Source organism: Thalassoglobus sp., from assembly GCF_048270125.1.
Taxonomy (GTDB): domain Bacteria; phylum Planctomycetota; class Planctomycetia; order Planctomycetales; family Planctomycetaceae; genus Thalassoglobus.
Genome location: NZ_JBLWTN010000022.1, coordinates 71,213 through 94,235, shown reverse-complemented (window position 1 = coordinate 94,235; position 23,023 = coordinate 71,213). Strand labels below are relative to the sequence as shown.

The following is a 23,023-nucleotide window of genomic DNA, read 5'->3' as shown; positions in this document are numbered from 1 at the left end:
CTCGAAAAAGAAGGACTCTCCACCCACGTTGAAGAATTCACCGTCAACAAAGATGGGAAGACGGCACTGAGAGCTGTCGTCCTCAACAACAAACTCGACGGGCTGTTGAATGGCGAAAAGGCTAAGGTGGAATTGCCTCCACCAACAAATAATTCGCCCGTTAAAAATCCAACTTTGCTTCCGTCGAACGAGGAATTTGCGCTCCAATTTGATGGTCTAAACGACTATGTGAATGCCGATTCCGTGCGTACTGTTCCTGGTCAAGCTTTCAACTTTGAATTGTGGATGCGGTGCGAAGGACAATTCAAAGATATTGCGTCTGATGGACTCATTCATCAGTTCCCGGCATCAGTCGGGAGTGCCTTACTCACGCGACGCTGCGGGAAGGACAATTTAAATCAGCTCTATGTCACTGTTAAAGCGGCTGATCGGCAGGATCGGCAAGATCAATCGCTTTTTGCCACGTATTATTCCCTGCAATCTCCAGTGCACGAATGGATTCATGTCTACATTCAGATCGATGAACAATCTGTTGGCCATCTGTATGTCAACGGAAAACAATCTAACGAGAGCAGAATTTATTACCACGGCGTGAAGAATCAGGATGAACTCACACAAGTACTTCATGATTTATGGCAAGAGGATTTTGGCCTGACCCTCGGAGCGCGAGAGTTTCCGGATCAGGGAAATCAGTTCCGCAATGAATTCCAAGGCAGTATCCGTGAATTCCGTATGTCTTCCGGCGTGCGTTACAGCCAAGACTTCACTCCCGAGCAACACTTCAGCAAAGACGAAAATACACAGGTTCTCTACCACTTCAACGAAGGAGCTGGTGACACCCTTCAAGACTCCTCCGGCAACGGGCACGATGGCAAAATCATCGGAGCAAAGTGGGTGAAGACGACTTCGCCAACGACGAGTTCTCCGCCACCTGCAATTGCCCCGTTTGACGCAGCCGCGGCCAAGGCCCATCAGAAAGCGTGGGCGGATTACCTCGGTTTGCCAGTTGAGAAGGAAGTCGAACTACCGGGGGGCGAAAAGATGGTTTTTATGCTCATTCCACCGGGGGAATTCCTGATGGGGTCCACCAAAGACGATCAAGCGATATTCCAGAAAGAAAGTAAATCGTTAGAACTCAACTCATATTATACGCGAATTTTCGCTGAGAATCCGCAGCACCTCACACGGATTACACAACCGTTCTATCTGGGTAAATTTGAAGTCACGCAGATTCAATGGCAATCGGTGATGGAGAATAACCCTGGACGTTACTGGCAGGACGAGTCAGATCCAGTCCATTCGGTCAGCTGGGATGATGTCCAGGAATTTCTGACCAAGGTGAGTGCAGGAACTGCCAATGAAACGTACCAGTTTGTTTTGCCGACAGAAGCCCAGTGGGAGCTGGCCTGTCGAGCCGGGACGACATCGTATTGGCATAGCGGCAACCGCGAATCGGATCTACATGGTACTGCTTGGAGTCAAGAAAACAGTGAACGCAAAACACATCCAGTAGGCCAGCTCGCGCCCAACCCGTTCGGGCTATACGACATTCATGGTAATGTTTTTGAGTGGTGTTCCGACTGGTATGCAGAAGAGACCTACAGTAACTCTCCAGTAGATGATCCGTCGGGGTCCCATACGGGTGAGGAACGGGTTTGCCGTGGGGGAAGTTGGTTGAATCCCGCCATGGCGATTCGGTCGGCGTATCGCGGGAAAAAACCACCTTCAGAGAGACTGAATTTCATCGGTTTCCGCGCGGCCATGTCGATCGACGTGACGAAATTAGAAACGTCGCAGATACCGCCAGCTGGGTTACACGGCAGCGGAGACACCCTCAAAGACTCCTCCGGCAACGGGCAGGCGACCAGCATGGCCACAGGTCCTGCGATTCCGCTTCAATCTGCTCTTGAATTCAACGGAAAAAGTCGCGTAACGCTCCCGAAGACCACTTGGTATGAAAACGATGAATACACTTTCGAGGCTTTTGTGCGAGCGGACGCGGTTTACAACGAAGGTGACGCATCTCAATACATTGTCAATCAACACTATACATCTGCCCTCTCTCTCGCCCGTGGACTTTGGGTATTCTCAGTGCATCGAGGAGAAGATAACAGCGTTAAGAAGTTATCGCGTACGGATCAGTTGGCAGACATAGGAAGCTGGGTTCATTTGGCTGGAGTTTCTCGAAATGGCACAATTCAACTTTTTGTGGACGGGGAGCCCATGGAAGCAGAGCAATTTCCAGAGAATGTGAAATCTGGAATGGGCGAAGGAATTAGCTTGGGGGACAGTTTTGTTGGCGCGATTCGCCAGGTCAAAATCTCGAAGACGGCCCAGTACGACGAACGCTTTGACCCACCTCAGCAATTTTCGATCGATGCCAACACCGTAGCTCTTTACAAGTTCGACGAAGGGACCGGCAACACTCTCAAAGACTCCTCCGGGAACGGGCATCATGGAAAAATCATCGGGGCGAAGTGGGTCGATATCGCTCCAAAATCGACGACATCAACAACGCCTGCCTCAGAACGGTTCCGCATTATGGCAGATCAAGATGCCGTGCATGGAATTGCAATCAGCCCCGACAATAAATTGATTGCATCGGCAGGCGCGTCAGGGACAGTCAAAATTTGGGATGTGGCGACGCAGAAAAATTTGCACGTACTGACTGGCCATCAAGGACCGGTTCGCAGTGTTGCATTCAGCCCTGATGGATCCACTCTCGCATCGGGAAGCGACGACCTGCATGTGAAAATCTGGGATGTGGCGACAGGCAAGGAATTACTGAGCATCAAAGACGGATGGTGCTTTTCAGTGGAATTCAGTCCGGACGGAGAGACTCTCGTTGCCTCTTATTGTGAAGGGAACACGAAACTATTAAACGCCAAGACCGGAGAGAGGATCTAAACGTTCAATCACGACGGATGCAACGAAGATTTGGCGTTGAGTCAAGACGGGGCGCGACTCGCCACAGGCAGCGGAAACACCATTAAAATCTGGAACGTTCAGTCCGAAACGGTTCTGCAATCGTGGAGTGTTCCTGGGGATCAGATTAACGAATTGTCCTTAAATCCTTCGTCGTCAATGTTAGCTGTTTCAACATGGCATACAGCATTGAACGTCTGGAATGTTCGTACCGGAGAAAAATTGTTCGAACGAAAATGCGTTCCGAGTTCAGTTCAGTTCAGCCCCGACGGAACCATCCTTGCCTGCGGATTGCTGGATCGATTGGAGTTACTCGACACAAAAACTTGGGAGACAATTCAAACAATCCCGTCAGTTGCGAATTCGCCTGCGCTCGATATCGCCTTCAGTAAAGATGGCGAGATCATGGTCATCGGCAAAGATCCAGCGAACACGAAAAGTGAAATTGAACTCTTCGATGTTCAATTACCTGGGCGCGCGTCAGGCTCATCCAGAGCACAACCTCCGACTAGCGAACGGACCTCAACTGAAACCGCCCTCTACTTCTCTCATCTCGAAGATGAAGTCCTCATTCCGACGCTCAAAGACGACACCGATGCGTTGACCATTGAAGTCTGGCTGCAACGAGATTCGACTCACCTGGAAGCACACTCACAGATTCTCGGTTCTGAGGCGTATGCTTCGATTTACAGTAACGCCTACAGTGCTCTCGATTTTCAAATGCCTGATACCGGCGGGGAAGATGGTCCGAGGAAGGGCCAACATGATTTGGTCGGAGTTGGCCAACCTGTTCATATCGCTGGTGTTCGTGATCCTGCTAATGGGGAACTCCGACTCTACTACGACGGGAAATTGATCCAAACCAGCAAGGGACAGATTAAAAGAGGTAAAGGAACATTCCAGATATGCAGCTACGAGTATCAGTGGAAGGGAGGCACTGGAAATAGTAGCTTCTCTGGCTGGATTGACGAGGTCCGCATTTCAAAATCAGTACGTTATCAAAGCGACTTTACTCCGCAGCGACGATTCGAGCAGGACGACCAAACCACTGCGTTGTATCACTTTGACGCGGGCAATGGCGACACCCTCAAAGACTCCTCCGGCAACGGGCACGATGGAAAAATCATCGGGGCGAAGTGGGTGAAAGCGGATGACCAGCCAAAGATCTCTCACGCAGAGTTGTCCAAATTATTCGAACTTGAATTTTCCCAAAATGCCTATGTCGAAGTCCCGACATTGAAGCTGAATCGTGAGGGACCGATCACAATCGAAGCGTTTGTCACCTGGGAAGGCTCACCGAGCGAGTCATTGTTGGTAGGGGTTGATGGCGGCTTTAGTCTCAGAGTGCATAGCAAAGATCACGCGTTTGTTCGTTGGGATGCAGATGCGAAGCACCTCGCCATGCTGAAGGTGCTTCAGTTAGGGGAGCGACACCATTTTACAGGGGTCTATACAGGGGAGAAAATCCTGGTTTTTGTTGATGGGAAACTTGTCAATACGATCAATAACTCAAGCGTCCGAATGAGCGATGCCAGCTTCAAGATGGGAGAGAACTTTATTGGAAAATTGGGACCAGTGCGTGTGTCGTCAGTTGCTCGATACGAAACAGACTTTACTCCAGCGCAACGTATGCAACCGGACAAAGACACACTTGCATTATACCACTTCGACCAAGGCACCGGCGACACCCTCAAAGACTCCTCTGGCAACGGGTACGACGGAAAGATTGTCGGTGCGAAATGGGTGAAGCAAGAAGCTGGACAAAGCTTGCCAAATGAGCCAAAGCTGGAGTTTCCAGGCGGTCTGGAGTTTGACGGGGATGATGTCGTCAATATTGATTCACTGGAGTTTGATCCCACAAAACCATTCACACTCGAAGCAGCTTTTAGCTGGGAATACAAACAGGGGGTTACGAACCAAGCTGTTTTTGCAGGCCGTGATGTCAATCCCCGCGCTTCAAATGCAGGAATAAAGTTTGCCCCCTTCAGCTACAATCATACCGGTCTTCGTATTGGGGAGGTCTCAATTGATGCTGGAAAAATTCCCGAGAAACACGAGCGTGTTCACCTGGCGCTTGTTCACACCGGTCAGGAACTCCTGGCATTTCGAGATGGAAAACTGGTAGGACGAAAACCAACAACAGGAAAAAATCTTGGTCCCGGCACCGGTCGCTTCCTGATCGGCAAGAGCATGATCGGACGTTACGAGATGCTTCGATTCTCAACGAAGGCACGCTACGAAAAAGACTTCGACCCCAAAACTCGCTTCGCCACTGACAAAGATACACTTGCCCTCTACCACTTCGATGAAGGTACCGGCGACATCCTCAAAGACTCTTCCGGCAACGGGCATGATGGCAAGATCATCGGAGCGAAGTGGGTGCCGGTTGGCGGCGTGACGAAGGTCTCGGACCGAAGCGTCACTGAAAGTGACTCTAAGAAGCGAAAATTTGAAAGCGGTGAATGGATCGATGTCATCCCCTTAATTGATCCCGAGCAAGATCGATGGGCTGTCCCGGGGCTGACTGGAGCGAATGGCTGGCGGATCGAGAAGGATGAACTCTTCGTCAAGATTGAAGATGGCAAACCTTGCAAGCTGGTGTTTCCTGTCGATATTGAATCCAAGTCGATTGAGTGGGACGTTGAGTTCACCCGCACCAACGGCAAGCAGGGTTTCAATCTCGACATTCCGCACACAAAAGGTCCATGCCCGGTGATGTTTGATTACGTGTATCCTGGACAAGCAGCGATTACAGCAGTTCCTCCCTTAACAGGTGCTTGTACTTTTCAAACGTCGCAGCGGTCAACGATTCGCTTGCTAGTGCGTCACTCTGATGGAGCTGACGAAATCGAAGCATGGTTCAACAAAAAATCGCTGGGGACATGGTCGGGTAAACGATCGGAGATCGGGAGGGTGGCAGAGGAAGGTTACCCCATCGGCCGTAGGAGTGGGCTTTGGGTTCCAGGCGGAGATTTCGTTTTTCACAGGATCCGTCTCAAAATGCTCAACGGTGGAACAGCAACAGCACTTCGAGCGACTCCCTAAAAATGTCGCATTCGCCGCCACCAGCCGTCGCTCCGTTCGACGCGTCCGAGGCGAAGACCCATCAGAATGCATGGGCGGAATACCTCGGTCTGCCAGTTGAGAAGGAAGTCGAACTACCGGGGGCGGGGAAGATGGTTTTCATGCTCATTCCACCTGGGGAATTCATGATGGGTTCCACCGAAGAGGAGCAGGCGAAATTCCTTAAAGAAAGTGAATCGTTAGATAACGTCACATATCATAAGCGAATTCTCGCTGAGGATCCGCAGCACTTCACACGGATTACACAACCATTCTATCTAGAGCATCTTTCGAATTGGTTTGCAGGTTCTGCCTCGTGGCGAACAGCATTTTTACTGGAGAAATACGTTCTTCACGGGCACACGGTAGAGCAAACTGCTCTAGGCAAATTTGAGGTCACGCAGATTCAATGGCAATCGATGATGGAGAATAACCCTGCGGAGCACTCGAAAGACGAGACAGGTCCAGTCGATTCCGTCAGTTGGAATGATGTCCAGGAATTTCTGACAAAGATGAACACTGGAGTTCCCAATAAAACCTACCAGTTTGTTTTGCCGACAGAAGCCCAATGGGAGCTGGCCTGTCGAGCCGGGACGACATCGTATTGGCATAGCGGCAACCGCGAACCGGAATTACATGATTCTGGTTGGAGTCATGTAAACAGTCGGGGTAAAACACATCCGGTAGGCCAGCTCGCGGCCAATCCGTTTGGGCTATACGACATTCATGGCAATGTTTTCGAGTGGTGTTCCGACTGGTATGTGGAAGAGACCTACAGCACGTCTCCAGTAGATGATCCGACAGGCCCCCCAAACGGGTGAGGAACGAGTTTGCCGTGGGGGAAGTTGGTTTGACCCCGACCTGGCTCATCGGTCGGCATATCGCGGGAAAAAGCCACCTTCAGATCGGATGAAATTTATTGGTTTCCGCGTGGCGATGCCAATCGACACGGCCAGCTTGAAAGTAAGTCAAACATCTGGAGATGAAAGCTGGAATCCCCCCCGCCTTACAGCAATGAGTCGCGACGACACAAAAGCTATCGGCCGACCAGCAGAGCGAAGCAATTAGAGCAGTTTGCTCTACCGTTTGCCCGTGAAGAACGCATTTCTCTAGGAAAAATGCTGTTCGCCACGAGGCAGAACCTGCAAACCAATTCGAAAGATGCTCTAGCAAGAAGCTGAAGGAACTCAACACCGCTTTTAATGGGAAGTTGGCCGGCTGTCGTAGGGATGTTTTTCGGAAAGAAAGTGATCATCTGGGCGCTTCGCTTTTATTCCGGAAATCATCCCCCCGACAGGCGCTACATTTTCTAACCGGTGTCTACAAGCATACCAAGCGACTCAAAATGTGTGCGTCAACAGTGTAGTATCGGGTGGAAACGGTAGAATCAGGGAGTTTGAGAGTGGTGTTCCTGAGAATGCTGGTGAATCGAAAATCAAGGACATTGAATCTCGGGGCATCTCCTGCAAAAATACCGCCCCGCGTTTCAACGAATCAACTCAACCTGATGGAATCAGAAAATGCCCCTTAAAGAAGCAACATTGCAACGTCAACTCGAAGTCGCTCAAAAAGAACGAGCAGCTGTCGAATCTCAGTTCGAAGGGTTAGAGCCCAAAAAGCAACCGATGTGGCGTAAGGCAAACGCTACTGTCAAAAACATTGAGCTGAGACTTTCTAAAGCAAAAAGCCGAAGTTCAAGTACCTCAGAGGATGATTCTGAAGCTGCTGCTGACGAGTCGTAAGTGATTTTTGTCATCAGGAGTTAACGATCCGTTAGGCGGGACAGTTGTCCCGTCTGGATCGCTAGAGGCTGCGGTTTCGAGCGGCGATGATGTCGATCGCTCATTTTCTGGTCCTCCTGTTTCTGCTGTTCGCCTGAATGTTGAGAATTCATTGACCGGTTTTCTCTCGTGGTTGAGAGATTGCCGAAGCAGTGACAAGTTTCATCGTGGAGATGAACAGGCATTCATGAGGCTGCATCAGCGGTTGAAATTTCGGTGAATCATACCGATTCTAGAAGACTGGCCCGCATCTCGAAGAGACTCCAGGGAATTCACGGAGAAGCTTTGATGAAGTTATGTTCCTTCGCCAGTCTCGTTGTATTCTGGAATATTGGGATTACACAAACGTTATCTGCCACATTACCAGATCCCAAAAATGACTGGGCATGGTGGCGCGGGCCAAACTTCAACGGCGTGGCAGCTGAAAACCAGTCGCCGCCGACTCAGTTCGATGAACAGAAGAATGTCGTTTGGCGAACTGCTGTCCCTGGTCGCGGTCATGCGTCACCGGTGGTTGTGGGCGACCAAATTTTTCTCGCAACTGCGGATGAGCAAAGCGAGATGCAAGGCGTGGTTTGCTTTAACCGCACGACCGGTCAGCAGGAGTGGATCACTCCCGTGCACCAAGGGAATCTTCCAGCGGGTGTTCACAAGAAGAATACCCATGCCTCCGGCACAGTCGCCTGTAACGGCAAACATCTTTACGTTGTCTTTTATAACGAAGATCAAATTAAAGTGAGCTGCCTGACTGTTGGCGGAGAGCTTGTCTGGAGCGAATCGGCTGGTCCTTTCGATCCGGAAAAATACAAATTTGGCTATGGTTCATCGCCTCTACTTTATGATGAAAGTGTCATCGTGATTGGAGAAGCTGACAGCGGGAGTTTTCTCGTTGCTTTCTCTCAGCTTGATGGCTCGAAATTGTGGACCACACAGAGAGTCGCACATGCCAGCTACTCATCTCCGATCGTTGGAAACATTGCTGGGAAAGAGCAACTTTTGCTGAGTGGTCACTCCGAAGTCATCAGCTACGATCCGAAATCAGGCGAGGAATTCTGGTCAGCTCCCGGCGCGACAATGGCGACCTGTGGGACGATGGTTTGGGATGGAGATCTTGTCTTTGCAAGTGGAGGTTTTCCAAACTCTGAAACGGTTGCCGTCAAGGCGGACGGCTCAGGCACGGTTGTCTGGAAGAACAAACAAAAATGTTATGAGCAATCAATGCTCGCCTACGATGGTTATCTGTATGCTCATACGGATGCGGGAGTCGGTTTTTGCTGGAGATGTTCTGACGGAAAGGAAATGTGGAAAACCAGGCTGGGAGGTCCAGTCAGTTCTTCCATCACCATGGCTGGAGGACACCTCTATACAGCGACCGAATCGGGGGAAATTATTGTTTACAAACTCAATCCGGAGAAGTACGAAGAAGTTGCTCGTACGAGTTTGGGAACAGAACTCTTCGCGACACCAACCGTTGCAGGCAACCGGATCTTCTATCGTGTCGCTGAGAATGGACCTGAGGGACGTCAAGAATATCTTTACTGCATTGGTGAAAATTAAGCTGTAAAGCATGCCCTGAGCGGAGTGACTGGATATTTGAGCAGTCCGAACTCCGGATGACGCAAGGGATTCTTTTCGGCACCTAAGGTCGCGATAACTTGTCGACGATTGGTATGACAGTTTAGAGCAGTTTGCTCTACCGTGTGCCAGTGTAGAACGCATTTCTCTTGTATAGATACAGTTCGTTACGAGGCAGAACCTGCGAACCAATTCGAAGGATGCTCTAATCAACTGAAAGATATCAATTGTCTCGAGACGAATGAAAAAGCCGCGTTCTCAAATTTTGAGAACGCGGCTCGTTTAGTGGATTCTTCAAGTTGATCGACTCGAAGATTACTTCGGTAAGCGTCCGTGTTCAACCTTCGGGAACGATCCAGTGAGTGCCTCCATGAAGGCAACGAGATCTTTCTTTTCTTGATCTTTCAGGTTGAGTTTTACAATTTTGTCGCTAAGGTTTTTGTTTGGATTTCCACCTTTGTTGTAATGCTCGACAACTTCCATCAATGTTTTTTGGCTGCCATCATGCATGTATGGTGGAGAGAGAGCGACGTTTCGAACGGTGGGGGTTTTGAAGGCTCCCCAATCTTTCTCGTCTTTTGTCACGACGTACCGACCGAGGTCAGGCTCTTCCGCATCGATCCCAACGCCGAGGTTGTGATACTTTTCGTCAGTCAGATTTGCCCCAACGTGACAGGCGGCACAGTTCACACGTTCGCTGAAGAAGAGCTTTTGCCCGCGTAGTGCGCTCTCGCTCATAGGGAGGGCTTCAGTTCCCTTTTTGATTGTCTCGTACTGAGCAGCGATCGTTTCGTCATCTTCAAGCAAATCTTTCAGGTCGTCCTGGTCAATTTTTTGATATTGAGCCATCGCTTCGCTGAAGTCGTATGCAGAAGGGCCGGTGACAATGGCTCGCTCGAATGTCGCGAGTGCTTTAGCAACGTTGTCGATGTTGAGACCGTCCTTGCCGAAGACTGCAGCGAATTGAATCTTGTAGCCAGGAATCTCCTGCAAGGTTGCAACGCAGGCGTCGTGGTTGTTTCCCATTTCAACGGGATTTGCAATCGGGCCGACTGCCTGCTCTTCGAGTGTCAGGGCGCGACCATCCCAGAATTGTAGATCGGAAAGGATACGATTGTAGCTGATCGGAGAGTTTCGGTTTCCTTCTTGCCCCTGAACACCGACCCCAAACCGAGTGGTGTGGGAGTATCCCTGGTCAGGGTGGTGGCAGGAGGCGCAACTAATCGTTGAATCAGAAGAGAGGCGTGGGTCAAAATAGAGTTGTCGACCGAGCTCGATCTTTGCTTGAGTCATTGGGGTTTCATCAATCCCTTTGATCTGCGAAGCACCTGCAGCAAGTCCAAGAGGGAGAATTGGACGAATCACTCGATGTACTTCGGGATTCTTCAGCCAATCCCGGATTTCCTTGGGAGTCAGGTCGCCTTCTCCAGGGATTCCTTTCAGAAGATCTCCTTCGCCAAGCAGGACTTCCTTGGGGCCGAGTTCTTCAGCCTTCTTCTTAGCGTCCCGGATTGTTTCTTGACCAAACGATGGTGTCGCAACCATCGAGCTGATCAGCAATCCATAAAGTGTGGGGATTAAAAATGTTTTCTTCATCAGTGAAAATCCTCAAAGCTTAGAACTGATCCGGAAACCAAGATTTGGTTTCTCAAACACTGAGACACCTTCGTCAGAAAGGTTTCGGAGAGATACTTAAATATGATTCAGACTCTCTACCGCTCCGCATCAGCGGACGGGACACAAACAGAATTTCAGATAAATCTACCAAATTGATTATATCGATGTCAGTCAATCCTTCCACACTACTGCTCTTTCGAGCCTTGAATGTGATTCTGCAAACAGCGAATGTCATTTCGCTGTCGCTGCGCAGGTATTGATTTGGCTGATACTTTGCGATGAGCAAGCATCTGAAGTTCGCGACTCTTTCAGGTGAAAGATGTCCATTTAACAAAAAAGCCGGAGTACAAGACTCCGGCTTTTAAGTTTCAGATTGAACGCACTTTACTATTCTGCTTGCATCTTTTTGCAGATCGCGTCCGCCATTTCTTGAGTTCCAACAGCTGTTGGATCGGTGCGATTAGGCTTCATGTCGTAAGTGACGTCTTTGCCTTCTGCAATGACTGCCGCGATGGCACGATCCAGTTTCGCTGCAGCTTCTCGCTCACCAAGATGATCAAGCAACATTTTTCCGGAGAGGATCAACGCAACCGGGTTCACTTTGTTTTGACCTTTGTACTTCGGAGCACTTCCGTGGGTTGCTTCGAAGATGGCTGCTTCGGTTCCGATGTTTGCTCCGGGAGCAACACCGAGTCCGCCGACGAGCCCGGCACACAGATCGCTGAGGATATCGCCATAGAGATTCTGGGTGACCATGACGTCGTATTGTTCAGGTTTTTGAACGAGTTGCATACACATGTTGTCAATGAGACGTTCCATGTAAGTTATGTTGGAAGCGTCTCCGACTTTGCCAACAAGTTCGGCATCTGGGGAGACCCCTTCGGCGAGATCTTCCCATTCAAACTTCGCTCCGTATGCCAGGGCGACCGCACGTGTTTCGTCGTACCACAGGCCATCAGTATACTTCATGATGTTGGCTTTGCAGATTGACGTCACTGACTTGCGTTCCTGTTTGACAGCATAGTCAAATGCAAAGTCTGCAATCCGTCGAGTTCCTTCATAGGAAATCGGCTTAATACTTACGCCAGTTGTTTGAGGCGTCGTATTGATTTTCCGCCCGGCTGAGAACTCATTGATTGTTTTGATCAGTTCAGCGGTTTGCTCCGCTCCCGCTTGGAATTCCACACCGGCGTAGAGATCTTCGGTGTTTTCTCGGATGAGAACCATGTCGAGATCGACATGTTCGTAGTAAGTTCTGACACCCTTATAGGTTTTGCAGGGGCGGACACAGGCGTACAAACCAAGTTCCTGTCGCAGAAAGACGTTCACACTTCGAAAACCTTTTCCGATTGGTGTCGTGATCGGGGCTTTCAATGCGATTCCATTTTTGCGGATGGAGTCCATCACGTGATCCGGCACGGAGCCTTCTTTTTCAATGACCTCGATCCCGCACTCCTGGAGGTCCCAGTCGATTTTGACTCCGGTGGCGTCGATACACTTTTTTGTGGCTTCGGTGATTTCTGGACCAACGCCATCACCAGGGATTAAGGTCACGTTGTACATGGGTTTGTTCTTCTCTCAGCAAGTTCTGAAAAGGTCGTTGATTCGCAGTTCAATGCGTTCAATCTTCAATTCGCCTGCCGCTTTCAGTACTGCTTTCAAAGAAGAAAGGCTATTGCTGACAGGCTGACAGACTGAATCCAGTGTGGACGGTATCAGAACAAGTTGGGTGATTCAAGCACTGCAAAACCTGTTCATTTTCAGATAGAAGAGTCCCAACTCTGGCAATTTCACTGAGAGCGAATTAAGACGCATCAGTCGATGTTGATGCTGTTGGGTTGTTTCTTAAATCCAACATCTGACATACGACTGAGATGCACTTGAGTCCGGGGCGAATACGCCAAATTGCTTTACGTGAGTGCAGGCATTGAAACTTCGACACGGCTCGGCGTATCCTTCAATCTGGAGAATTCTGAATTTAGAACGCACTGCTGATTGGAAACTGAAATGTCTGACGGGAATGAATCGGAGAAACCGCAAATCGAAGTCGTTGGTGATGACGATTGGAAAGATCGAGTGAAAGCAGAAGATGCCAAGCGTGACGCAGAGATGCAGCAAGAACCTGCAGCATCTGAGGCTGCTGCATCCGATGATGAACCGAAACTGGATCTTAACAATTTGCCTCCGGCGACTTTCTCGATGCTCGTGCAGATGTTTTCAACTCAGGCCATGGTGGCGCTTGGGGTGATTCCAGATCCCACTGGGAATCAAAAACAACAACTTCCCCTGGCGAAGCACTTCATTGATCTGCTTGGCGTGCTGGAAGAGAAGTGCAAAGGCAATTTAACAGACGACGAAGCAGAGTTGCTCAAGCAGTCTGCTCATGAATTGCGAATGGCCTATATGCAGCTGTCGTCGAATATCGCTTAACGCTGATGAACAGTCAGCCGTTTTCGCCAAGGATGATCCGAGTATTGCCATGGATTCTGCTCCGGAACATTGGTCAACATTAGTTGGTCCTTCAAACTGGTTCCATCTTCATCACCCACCTCAGTGGGAAACTGAAGAGCGTCAGGGGACCATTGCGTTGCATCCTCCAGAGACTGAAGCGCTCGTGGCGATTAATACTGTTTGGATCGGCGATGACAAAGAAGGAAAACTCCCTCGCCTGGAAGATATTGTCGAGCAGTTTCCAGAATCCCGAAACGTCACGATTTCCGAAGATGAGCAAATTGGCGCAGACGAGACCGTCAAGGGCGATGCAATCCTTGATCCCTCACGAAAATGGTGGGCCAAACTCCTTGCTCCCGGTGAATGGCGAAGTTGGACGATCTGGTCGTTCCGTCGAGATCGATTGCTGGTAGTCATCACTCTTTTGCACACTTCGGAACGCGACCCGGAACTGGAATCGATCGTTCGAATGATCCTCATGAGCATGGAACTGTGTGAAGAACCGGCAGATCCCCCAGAAGTTTTCGCTCAGAATGCTCTGGAGCTGGCACGCTCTAAATTTCCTTTGTTGACGGTGAATCTGGCAGGGGAGTTTCAGATTCAAATTGAGACTTCCCGGCTCAACCTCGGAAATTTTTACCGCGCGTACATTCGCGAACCGGATCAGTTTGAAAAGATTCTGCTGCCAGCGTTTTCAACAGCTGTTCAGGTTCAGGGCTGGGGAGAAAACGAAACCTCACCGCCACTCGAAATTGTGCGGGACCGGCTAATGCCGATGCTCTATCCAGAGGAACTGTGGAAAGAGAAGTTTCCTAATATCGTTGGGACTCCCTGGGTCGGCGGGTTAGTGATTTTGTATGTAGTCGACGAAGCGAACGCCTACTGGTACATCCGCGATGAACTCCTTGGGCACTGGTCTTTGACGCAAGATGAATTGCACCAAATGGCCATTGAGAACTTGAGAAGTTACTTCGAAAAAGAGCCGATGGAAATGGCTGTGGCGACCTCAGAAGAGGGAGACCCGCGAATGATGATGCCCAATCAGCCAGACACCTATAATTCTGCTCGACTTCTCTGCGATTCCTTTCGAGAACGGATGCGCGAGGCTGTCCAGAGCGATTTGGTCGTCGGAGCACCCGGCCGCGACTTCTTTATTGCAATTTCGATTAAGGCCCCTGAAATGCTTCCTGAGATTCGACAACAGGTCGAGCGAGATTTTGACAACACTGATCACCCACTCACAAAGCGTCTTCTATTGCTGACGGCTGATGGTGTTTCGGAACTGGTGGAGGAGGTCGATTGAGTGCCGATGAATCTCCCCGGATGACGCTTCTCGGAACCGCGACCAGTATGGGGGTTCCGATGATTGGTTGTCACTGTCCGGTTTGCACATCCAATAATCCGAAAGACAAGCGGATGCGCACGAGTGTTGCGGTCCAAAACGGTGATTCCACTTTTCTGATTGATACCGGTCCGGAGCTCAGACTGCAATTGATTCGTGAGTCAATTGAGATGATTGAAGCCGTCGTTTACACGCATGGTCATGCCGACCACATTCTCGGCCTGGACGATCTGCGTATCTTCGGATTCAAGAAAAAACAACCTGTTCCGGTCTATTGCGAAGATGCTGTCGAAGAAACGATTCGCCGCACGTTCTCTTACGCCTTTGATGAGACAGTCAAGAAGTCGTTGCACTCAAGACCGATGCTCACCTTCCGTGAGATCGGGCTGAGGCCGTTCGAACTGTGCGGGTTGACCCTCCAGCCGATTCGATTAATCCACGGCCGTCTTCCAGTGCTGGGGTATCGCATTAACGATGTCGCTTTCTGCACAGACGTTAGCCAGATTCCAGAAGAAAGTTGGCCGCTTCTCGAGGGATTGCGGGTCCTCGTTCTTGGGGCAATCCATTTTGAACCACACCCGACTCATTTCAACATTGAAGGAGCGCTCGAAGTGGTCGAGCGGCTTCAACCTCAGCAAACTTTTTTGACTCACGTTTCCCATCGCTTAGGGTACGAAGAAACGAACCTTCAGCTGCCGGATGGCGTCGAACTCTCTTACGATCAACAAGTGATCATGCTGTAAGCTGGCGCTTCGCGGAGAGTCATTTGCTCGCAGAGATAATACCGGTCTCCGGGCTGGAAGCTGTCGCGTAAAGTTTTCTTGGAATCCGACCGGCATGAGCAGCCATTCGACCGGCTCGGCAAGCGTCTCGCATTGCACTTGCCATCAGTAGTGGGTTTCCAGCTGAGGCGATCCCGGTGTTCAGCAAGACTCCGTCACATCCCAGTTCCATCGCAATGGCGACATCGCTGGCGGTGCCGACACCGGCATCAACGATGACAGGATAGTCCGGATCATTCTCTTTGAGGTATTCGAGACAGATTCGAATGTTGTTCTGATTCAGCAAGCCTTGCCCACTGCCGATAGGACTTCCAGCTGGCATGACCGAAGTCGCTCCCGCTTCCTTCAGGCGTTTAGCGGTGATCGGATCATCGGTTGTGTAGCAAAGAACCTGGAAACCGTCAGCGACTAATTTTTCGGTCGCTTGAAGTGTGGCAACAGGATCGGGAAGCAAAGTTTTCGTGTCTCCCAAGACTTCCAGTTTCACCCAGTCAGCTCCAGGGTTTTCGAGGCCTTCGAGAATCTCTCTGCCTAATCGAGCAACACGAACTGCATCCTCTGCGTTAAAACAGCCAGCTGTGTTCGGAAGGATGGTGTACCGATCCAGGTCGATGAAATCCAGAATGTTACGACCATCAGCGTCGATCAGCCTTTCGCGCCGAACTGCTACGGTAATCACTTCTGCTTCGCTTTCTGCCAGGCACTCCTGCATCAATTCGTATGTCGAATACTTCCCCGTACCTAGGATCAGCCGGGAGCGAAATTCGTGAGAGCCAACAACTAATGTCTGGTTGAGTAATTTCGTGGCGGGAGTTGTCATGGCAGAACTGAATGTTTGAGAAAAGTGGCTTCAAATTATTCGCAAGTAGTTCGCAAGCAGAATGACCTCAGTTTAACGATTCGCCCTGCAGCCCAAAACAGTTAAGTGATCGCAGTAAACGAATTCTCAATGAGAAGGATACATTCACCTCAGTGAATGGGTGACAGGTTTCGAGAATTTCTGAATCGACTTAAGCTCACCACTAGAGCAGTTGCTCTACCGTGTGCCCGTGAAGAACGCATTTCTCTAGAACCAGTCCGAAAACCTCTGGAATAGATGCTTTCCTCAACGTTTGAGAGAGCAATTTCAAGTTTCAGGATCAGTTCTAATGAAAATGCTGTTCGCCACGAGGCAGAACCTGCAAACCAATTCGAAAGATGCTCTAGGCTGGCATAAAAGTCGTTGAAAAAGTGAGTCTTGGAAAACATGGAGAAATGCTATGGTTCCGTTAAAGATGAGCGATTGCAGAACAAACGCAAACGGAAGAATTCAGACATGTCGACGGGAGCATTCTTGACTCTCTCTTTCAGGGTTCTGGGACAGAAGACTTTCTTCGTCGCCAACTCCGTGAAAAAACGCACGACCCGTTCTATCTCTCTTCCTGACAGTTGTCCTTCAATCACAAAAGGAATACACAAATTAGGAATTGCACCCATAAACAGCCTTGAAAGAAAGTTGATCATTGATCAAAGGGATCGAATCGATATATAATGAACTAATGTTTTACTGAGCTGAGACCCTTTCCTGAAATCGCCGTGATGAATGTTTTGGGATCAGTTCTTAGAGCACCCACCATTTTCAGAGCACACATGACGTCGCACGGTTTGAGAACCGTATTTCCATGTACCTTTTTGAAGTGCATATGGTAAGTACGACAATCACTCAGGGTGACCTAATAAGTGTGACAATTAATATGCCTCGCCGGTAACATGCCTCACTGGTGGTCAAGATTTACTACCAAATTTGGTCACAAGCCCCGGCAACCACCCCCCACTGGCTCCCCAATTGTATTGGAAGGTTCCTCACCTTGATGCCTGCAAAAAGAATATTCGAATCTCTACTCCTCCTGCCTGTTGTTTTGTTGGGACTGAGCTTGTCTGTGGAAGCGGACGACCAAACCCGACTTGCGCCCGAAGAAATCGACTTCGATCGGGACATTCAACCGGTGCTGACACGTTTCGGCTGCAATTCCGGAGCCTGTCACGGAAAACAGCGTGGCCAGAACGGTTTCCAGCTCTCTTTGCTTGGTTTCGATTCTGATTTTGATCACAACGCGTTGGCAAAACAAACTCGTGGCCGTCGTATCTCATTAACTCGTCCAGAGTCCAGTTTGTTGCTAAGAAAGCCTCTGGGAGAAGCTCCACATGGAGGAGGGGTCAGGTTGAAGGCTGATAGCGATGGCTATCAGTTGTTGTTGGACTGGATTCGCGCCGGCGCTCCTCGGTCAGTCCCGAATACGCCCACACTGAAAAATGTCACTGTCACACCGACAGAGAAAATTCTTCCTCACCACGGCAAGCAACAACTCACGGTGATTGCACACTATTCCGATGGGACCACTCGAGATGTCACTGACATGTCGATTTACCAATCGAATGAAGCGCCGATTGTCGCTGTCGATGAAGACGGTGTAGTGACTGCCGGAAACATTACAGGAGAGGCGGCCATTATGGCCCGCTATTCCGGCCACTTTGCAATCTTCACTGGTTCGGTCCCATCACCAGGTACAGCACCCCCACCAGTTTCGTTGGCGAGCGATCACCCTATCGACAAAATGGTCGCTAAAACGTTGACTCGCTTAGGTCTCGACTCTTCAGAACCAGCTCCCGAGCATCGGTTCTTACGACGGGCCTACATCGACATTATTGGTCGTCTTCCAACCGCTGAGGAAGCTCGAACATATCTGAGTAACGAGTCCGCCGAAAAACGGACGGCACTTGTTGATGAGTTACTGAACAAGCCGGAATATGCAGAGCACTGGGCGAACAAGTGGGCCGACCTTTTGCGTCCGAACCCTTATCGCGTCGGTATCAAAGCTGTGATGAATTACGACGCCTGGATTCGTGGGGCTTTCCGAAAAAATCAGCCATACGATGAGTTTGTTAAAGAACTCATCACAGCACAGGGGAGTACGTTCCGAGAAGGCAATGTCACCTTGTATCGCGACCGCCGCACCCCTGACGAATTGACGACCATTGTGAGTCAATTGTTTCTTGGCATTCGACTGGAATGTGCGAAGTGTCATCACCATCCATTTGAAGTTTACGGACAAGAAGACTTTTACAGCTTCGCTGCCTATTTCGCGAAGATCGGTCACAAGGGAACTGGGTTATCGCCACCGATTTCTGGATCAGAAGAGTTTGTTTACAACAGAGGTCGAGGTGATGTTCGCCACCCACTTACAGACGAAGTGCTGGCTCCAAAACCTTTGTACGGGGAATCCACCGAAATTCCTGAGGGGACAGATCCGCGGATTGCGCTCGCAGACTGGATGGCCTCTGCCGACAATGATTACTTCTGCCAGACAATTTCAAACCGTGTCTGGACGGACTTGATGACTATGGGGCTCGTGACACCCGTGGACGATTTACGAGCGACGAACCCGGCAGTGAATCCAGAGTTGCTGAAGTATCTGGGTGACTATCTTGCCGAAAATGATTTCGACTTGAAGAAATTGATTCGCCACATCGTGCTGTCCAATACCTACGCGTTAAGTTCGGTTCCGACAGAGCGGAATGCGGTCGATACACGTTATTTCTCTCGACACTTCCGTGAGCGGTTACGAGCTGAAGTGTTGCTTGATTCGGTTGTTCAGATCACGGGGATTCCCGAATCGTTTTCAGGAATGGCACCCAACACAAAAGCGAAGGAACTTTGGACACATCGAATCAGTTCATTGTTTCTGGATGCGTACGGTCGCCCCGATCCAAACCAGGATCCGCCGTGTGAGCGAACATCAGATCCTACAGTCGTACAAACGTTACATCTGATGAATTCGGAAAACCTTTTCAATAAAGTGACTTCCGATAAAGGTTGGGCTGTCGAACTCGCCAAGAGCGAACTTCCGCCTGAAGAAATCGTTAAAAACCTCTACCTTGCGATCTACTCTCGATACCCAAATGAGAAAGAGTTGGACATCGCCGTCAATTTATACGACAATAAAGAGAGTGAGGCTGATGCACTCACACAGCGTCGACAGAGTACTGAAGACTTAATGTGGGCGTTGATGAATACTCCCGAGTTTGTCTTTAAAGACTAACCGGCAAAAAAAGACATCTACGACCATCCCTCCAATTTCCCTCCCATCCCCTTTTGAGGATGACTCCATGCCTACCTTGAAGAAAACGATCAATCGTAACTGCAACGGAATCAGTCGCCGAAACTGCCTTCAGTTCGGCCTCACCGCTGCATTGGGAACTGGCTTTGCCGATCTACTTTCCCTTCGTGCCAACGCCGGCGAACAAGCAGGCCATCCGACAGCTAAAGCCAAGAGCTGTATTCTTGTCTGGCTGGATGGTGGTCCAACCCACTATGAAACATTCGATCCTAAGCCACTTGCTCCGAGTGAGATTCGTGGGGAGTTCTTCCCCATCGAAACCAAAATTCCGGGTGTACATTTTTCCGAGCACATGACGAAGTTAGCGGGGATCGCGGACAAGCTGTCGATTATTCGCTCGATCCGACACAATCAGGGAAACCACGGAGCCGGTAACCACTACATGATGACCGGTGCCCCACCCCGGATTCCAGTTGGTTGCGGAGCTTTCGTAAGTTTCCATCCAAGCCTTGGGTCAGTTACCGCACACGATCGCGGACACCAGAATGGACTTCCGGCGTACTTCTCGATTCCGAGCATGTCCCGCTCTGGGGGACCGAACTTCCTTGGTGCACAATACGCACCATTTGTCGTTCCCGATAACCCTAACAGCAGCAACTTCCGTGTGCGAGACGTTGCTCTCCCACGTGGTCTGAAAGAAGAGCGTTTCGTTAGTCGCAAAGACCTGCGGTCGGTTGTCGATCAGCTTCCTCGATTCGAAAATCGAGCCAGTGGCGATCCGGCAAAAGCACTCGATGAATACTACACGCAAAGCTACGACCTGATGTCTTCTCCAAGTGCACAGAAGGCGTTCGACATTAACCAGGAAGATGCAGAACTTCGGGACCGATACGGTAGAGATCCATTCGGTCAACGAGCGCTTCTTGGTCGACGTCTCGTCGAAGCTGGTGTCCCTTTTGTAACTCTCTATGAGGGTGGCTGGGACCATCATCGTGGTTTATTCCCGAGTTGTCGAAAACGCCTTCCTGGTGTCGACAACACAATTGCAACTCTCATCTCTGATCTGGAAGAACGTGGTCTCCTCGACGAAACTCTCGTCGTTGTACTGGGAGAATTCGGCCGAACGCCTCAGATCAATAAGGATGGTGGACGTGACCACTGGTCAAATGCAATGTCCGTGCTGATGGCCGGAGCGGGAACTCCTGGCGGAACGATCGTTGGAGCAACGGATCGACAAGGGTACTCAGCTGTTGATCGAGTCCTCTCTCCTGAGAACTTCGCGTCGACGGTTTATCGCAAGCTCGGAATTGATCCCGATCAAATGCTGTATACGCCGCTTGGACGTCCAACTCACCTTGTCAGCGACCCGACCCCCATCACCGAACTCATGGGCTAGAAGCAGTCTCAGAACCTCTGGAATCGCGACCTTTCTCTGTACCAGAGAAGTGAACAGAAAGTTTTGAGACCCGTTCTAGAATGTTTTCGTGTGACTTTGTGTTCGCGAAGAGCGTTTTGCTCGATTGTGCATTCATGGCTTGTTAGCGTGGGAGGAGCCTTGATTGGTGACTCCTCACTGCTTCGTTCGCGTCAACTCACAAGGCGTTGAGATGAAATTCTGCTCTCTTCCTGTTCAGCTGCGGTTGAACAGTAAAGTTGTAACGTTCTGCCGTCCGTTGCTCGGTTTACTTGCAATGGCGTTTTTTGCAGCTCCTGAGGTTGCTGCTGAAGCGCCTGCAATAACATCGATCTTTCCTCCCGGTCTGCAGCGAGGTTCAACTGCTGAGTTCAAACTGACTGGGAAACCGGGGACTCAGCCAGTTTCAGTTGTGGCGTCGAGCGATGCACTCGGTGAGTTCAAGCTCTCTGAAAAGGGAGATCAGTTAACACTCACCGCTTCTGCGGATGCTCAACCGGGCTTGCATTGGTTGCGTTTCCATAATGCCGAAGGAGCAACTTCTCAACTTCCTATCCTGGTTGGAGTTCTCCCAGAGATAACTGAGAAAGAACCGAACAACTCAGCGACGGAAGCTGAAAAGATCGAGTCGCTTCCCATCCTGATAAACGGTGTTCTACACAGGGGAGGGGAAGTCGACACTTTCGCCGTGACGTTAGCCGATGGAGAAACTCTGGTTGCTTCTGTTGATGCCCATGCAGCATTTGAATCACCTATGGATTCCGTGTTGCAAATTTTGGACGCAGATGGATATGTCATTGAACAGAACGATGACGATCATGGAAATGATTCGTTGATCGCTTTTCAAGCTCCTCATCAGGGAACGTTTCTGGTTCGGATTTTCTGCTTTCCCGCGACTCCAAACAGTACAATCAATTTTGCTGGTGGTGCCACTTATCACTATCGTCTGACTCTCACCTCCGGACCGTTTATCACAGCGCGGACTGTCACGTCAGGTAAGCCTCTTGGGTGGAATCTGGACAAAGCAGATCCGAAGCAGCTTGAATCTGGAACGGCTTCAGAGTTTCATCAAATTCATCAGCGTATCGCAAAACAGAATCCTTCTACTGAAGCGGATGCAGTCAAAGCTGTGCAAACCATTCCTTTTGCGGTGAGTGGCGTGATCGAGAAACCAGAAGAACTCGATGTCTTTCGTTTCACTGGTAAGAAGGGGGATTCGCTTCAACTTCGAGTTCAGGCTCGCGCGATTGGTTCTCATCTCGACCCAGTATTAAAAATTCGAGACAGCCAAGGCAAAGTGCTCAAAGAATTTGACGATGTCAGCCGGAGTGATCAGGACATTAACGATAATTGGAAAGTTCCAGCCGATGGAGAGTTTCAGCTTGAAGTCAGCGACAGATTCAATCACGCAGGATTTCGCTACGTCTATTTGCTGACGGCCGAACTCAATACTCCAGGAGCCGATTTGACTGTCACTGTCGATCATTTTGAAGCCAAACGTGACAAGCCGATTGAAATTCCAGTGGCGATCAATCGCTTACACGGATTCGACAAGGAGCTCCTTGTTTCGGTCAAGAATCTCCCGGAAGGTGCGACCGCTGAGGCCGTGAAGTCCGAAGCAAAAGGGGATTCAGCCAAGAAAGTGACTTTGAAAATCGATGTGACAAACGCAGCTGGCTTTCAAGGTCCGATTGAAATCGTTGGCAACTTTGGTGATGAAAAAACCGAGGTCATTGCGACGAGCCCACTTCAAGTGACACCGCTCACGACCTCGGATCTCTGGCTGACGATTCCTGCGAAACCGGAAGAGAAACCGGCCGAAAAAGATAAATAATTACTTGAGTATCACCGAATTCAGTAGTCGAATCTCCGCTGACAGACGACGGAAACTTGAGTGGTGAAATCTTCTTGGTGACCCATTTATGCGATTGAGTTCGAAGATCAGCTCGGGGTGGTGACCCCGAGCCTCAGAACTT

Annotated in this window: 15 protein-coding genes; 12 read left to right on the top strand and 3 right to left on the bottom strand. The window is 50.0% G+C overall.

What is annotated here, in order from left to right:
- The 6 genes from ACN0YR_RS19470 to ACN0YR_RS19445 form a co-directional block, all read left to right on the top strand.
- Positions 1-2,907, top strand: a 2,907-nt coding sequence (locus ACN0YR_RS19470; protein WP_417850880.1) for an SUMF1/EgtB/PvdO family nonheme iron enzyme, incomplete at its 5' end; no start/stop codon positions are given.
- A 30-nt stretch (positions 2,908-2,937) separates the two neighbouring features.
- On the top strand, positions 2,938-5,970 hold the full coding sequence (locus ACN0YR_RS19465; protein WP_417850879.1) for a LamG-like jellyroll fold domain-containing protein: 3,033 nt from the start codon (positions 2,938-2,940) through the stop codon (positions 5,968-5,970).
- 2 nt (positions 5,971-5,972) lie between these two features.
- Positions 5,973-6,809, top strand: a complete 837-nt coding sequence (locus ACN0YR_RS19460; protein WP_417850878.1) for a formylglycine-generating enzyme family protein — start codon at positions 5,973-5,975, stop codon at positions 6,807-6,809.
- Positions 6,781-7,056, top strand: a complete 276-nt coding sequence (locus tag ACN0YR_RS19455) for an SUMF1/EgtB/PvdO family nonheme iron enzyme (protein ID WP_417850877.1) — start codon at positions 6,781-6,783, stop codon at positions 7,054-7,056. The genes ACN0YR_RS19460 and ACN0YR_RS19455 overlap by 29 nt, the downstream gene beginning before the upstream one ends.
- Before the next feature lie 452 nt (positions 7,057-7,508).
- Positions 7,509-7,730, top strand: a complete 222-nt coding sequence (locus tag ACN0YR_RS19450; RefSeq protein ID WP_417850876.1) for a hypothetical protein — start codon at positions 7,509-7,511, stop codon at positions 7,728-7,730.
- A gap of 327 nt (positions 7,731-8,057) precedes the next feature.
- Positions 8,058-9,326, top strand: a complete 1,269-nt coding sequence (locus ACN0YR_RS19445; RefSeq protein WP_417850875.1) for a PQQ-binding-like beta-propeller repeat protein — start codon at positions 8,058-8,060, stop codon at positions 9,324-9,326.
- A 333-nt stretch (positions 9,327-9,659) separates the two neighbouring features.
- Here the strand turns inward: ACN0YR_RS19445 and ACN0YR_RS19440 are convergent, their stop codons facing one another.
- Both ACN0YR_RS19440 and ACN0YR_RS19435 read right to left on the bottom strand, forming a co-directional pair.
- A complete protein-coding gene (locus ACN0YR_RS19440; protein WP_417850874.1) occupies positions 9,660-10,940 on the bottom strand; it encodes a cytochrome-c peroxidase in 1,281 nt (426 codons plus the stop codon).
- Positions 10,941-11,348: 408 nt separating this feature from the next.
- A complete protein-coding gene (locus ACN0YR_RS19435) occupies positions 11,349-12,524 on the bottom strand; it encodes an isocitrate/isopropylmalate dehydrogenase family protein (RefSeq protein WP_417850873.1) in 1,176 nt (391 codons plus the stop codon).
- Positions 12,525-12,968: 444 nt separating this feature from the next.
- Here ACN0YR_RS19435 and ACN0YR_RS19430 point away from each other — a divergent pair, with 444 nt between their 5' ends.
- Genes ACN0YR_RS19430 through ACN0YR_RS19420 form a run of 3 tightly spaced genes read left to right on the top strand, consistent with a single transcriptional unit; the run spans position 12,969 to position 15,497 of the window.
- Positions 12,969-13,391, top strand: coding sequence for a DUF1844 domain-containing protein (locus ACN0YR_RS19430; protein WP_417850872.1), 423 nt, complete (start codon positions 12,969-12,971; stop codon positions 13,389-13,391).
- A gap of 49 nt (positions 13,392-13,440) precedes the next feature.
- Positions 13,441-14,715, top strand: a complete 1,275-nt coding sequence (locus tag ACN0YR_RS19425) for a DUF1444 family protein (RefSeq protein WP_417850871.1) — start codon at positions 13,441-13,443, stop codon at positions 14,713-14,715.
- On the top strand, positions 14,712-15,497 hold the full coding sequence (locus ACN0YR_RS19420) for an MBL fold metallo-hydrolase (RefSeq protein WP_417850870.1): 786 nt from the start codon (positions 14,712-14,714) through the stop codon (positions 15,495-15,497). The genes ACN0YR_RS19425 and ACN0YR_RS19420 overlap by 4 nt, the downstream gene beginning before the upstream one ends.
- Before the next feature lie 19 nt (positions 15,498-15,516).
- Here ACN0YR_RS19420 and ACN0YR_RS19415 read toward each other — a convergent pair whose 3' ends face one another.
- The gene (locus tag ACN0YR_RS19415) at positions 15,517-16,356 is read right to left on the bottom strand and encodes a thiazole synthase (protein ID WP_417850869.1); all 840 of its coding nucleotides are present in this window, start codon (positions 16,354-16,356) and stop codon (positions 15,517-15,519) included.
- A gap of 1,030 nt (positions 16,357-17,386) precedes the next feature.
- Here ACN0YR_RS19415 and ACN0YR_RS19410 point away from each other — a divergent pair.
- The 3 genes from ACN0YR_RS19410 to ACN0YR_RS19400 all read left to right on the top strand — a co-directional run bounded on the left by ACN0YR_RS19410 (position 17,387) and on the right by ACN0YR_RS19400 (position 22,881).
- A complete protein-coding gene (locus tag ACN0YR_RS19410; protein ID WP_417850868.1) occupies positions 17,387-19,615 on the top strand; it encodes a DUF1549 domain-containing protein in 2,229 nt (742 codons plus the stop codon).
- Between the two features lie 67 nt (positions 19,616-19,682).
- A complete protein-coding gene (locus ACN0YR_RS19405) occupies positions 19,683-21,029 on the top strand; it encodes a DUF1501 domain-containing protein (protein ID WP_417850867.1) in 1,347 nt (448 codons plus the stop codon).
- Between the two features lie 211 nt (positions 21,030-21,240).
- A complete protein-coding gene (locus tag ACN0YR_RS19400) occupies positions 21,241-22,881 on the top strand; it encodes a PPC domain-containing protein (protein WP_417850866.1) in 1,641 nt (546 codons plus the stop codon).
- Positions 22,882-23,023: the final 142 nt, after the last annotated feature.

Bases quoted from the DNA above. Each gene is read 5' to 3' on its own strand.
- ACN0YR_RS19440 (WP_417850874.1), bottom strand. From the start codon at position 10,940: ATGAAGAAAACATTTTTAATCCCCACACTTTATGGATTGCTGATCAGC.
- ACN0YR_RS19460 (WP_417850878.1), top strand. From the start codon at position 5,973: ATGTCGCATTCGCCGCCACCAGCCGTCGCTCCGTTCGACGCGTCCGAG.
- ACN0YR_RS19445 (WP_417850875.1), top strand. From the start codon at position 8,058: ATGAAGTTATGTTCCTTCGCCAGTCTCGTTGTATTCTGGAATATTGGG.
- ACN0YR_RS19425 (WP_417850871.1), top strand. From the start codon at position 13,441: ATGGATTCTGCTCCGGAACATTGGTCAACATTAGTTGGTCCTTCAAAC.
- ACN0YR_RS19435 (WP_417850873.1), bottom strand. From the start codon at position 12,524: ATGTACAACGTGACCTTAATCCCTGGTGATGGCGTTGGTCCAGAAATC.
- ACN0YR_RS19415 (WP_417850869.1), bottom strand. From the start codon at position 16,356: ATGACAACTCCCGCCACGAAATTACTCAACCAGACATTAGTTGTTGGC.
- ACN0YR_RS19400 (WP_417850866.1), top strand. From the start codon at position 21,241: ATGAAATTCTGCTCTCTTCCTGTTCAGCTGCGGTTGAACAGTAAAGTT.
- ACN0YR_RS19450 (WP_417850876.1), top strand. From the start codon at position 7,509: ATGCCCCTTAAAGAAGCAACATTGCAACGTCAACTCGAAGTCGCTCAA.
- ACN0YR_RS19430 (WP_417850872.1), top strand. From the start codon at position 12,969: ATGTCTGACGGGAATGAATCGGAGAAACCGCAAATCGAAGTCGTTGGT.
- ACN0YR_RS19455 (WP_417850877.1), top strand. From the start codon at position 6,781: ATGATCCGACAGGCCCCCCAAACGGGTGAGGAACGAGTTTGCCGTGGG.
- ACN0YR_RS19405 (WP_417850867.1), top strand. From the start codon at position 19,683: ATGCCTACCTTGAAGAAAACGATCAATCGTAACTGCAACGGAATCAGT.
- ACN0YR_RS19410 (WP_417850868.1), top strand. From the start codon at position 17,387: ATGCCTGCAAAAAGAATATTCGAATCTCTACTCCTCCTGCCTGTTGTT.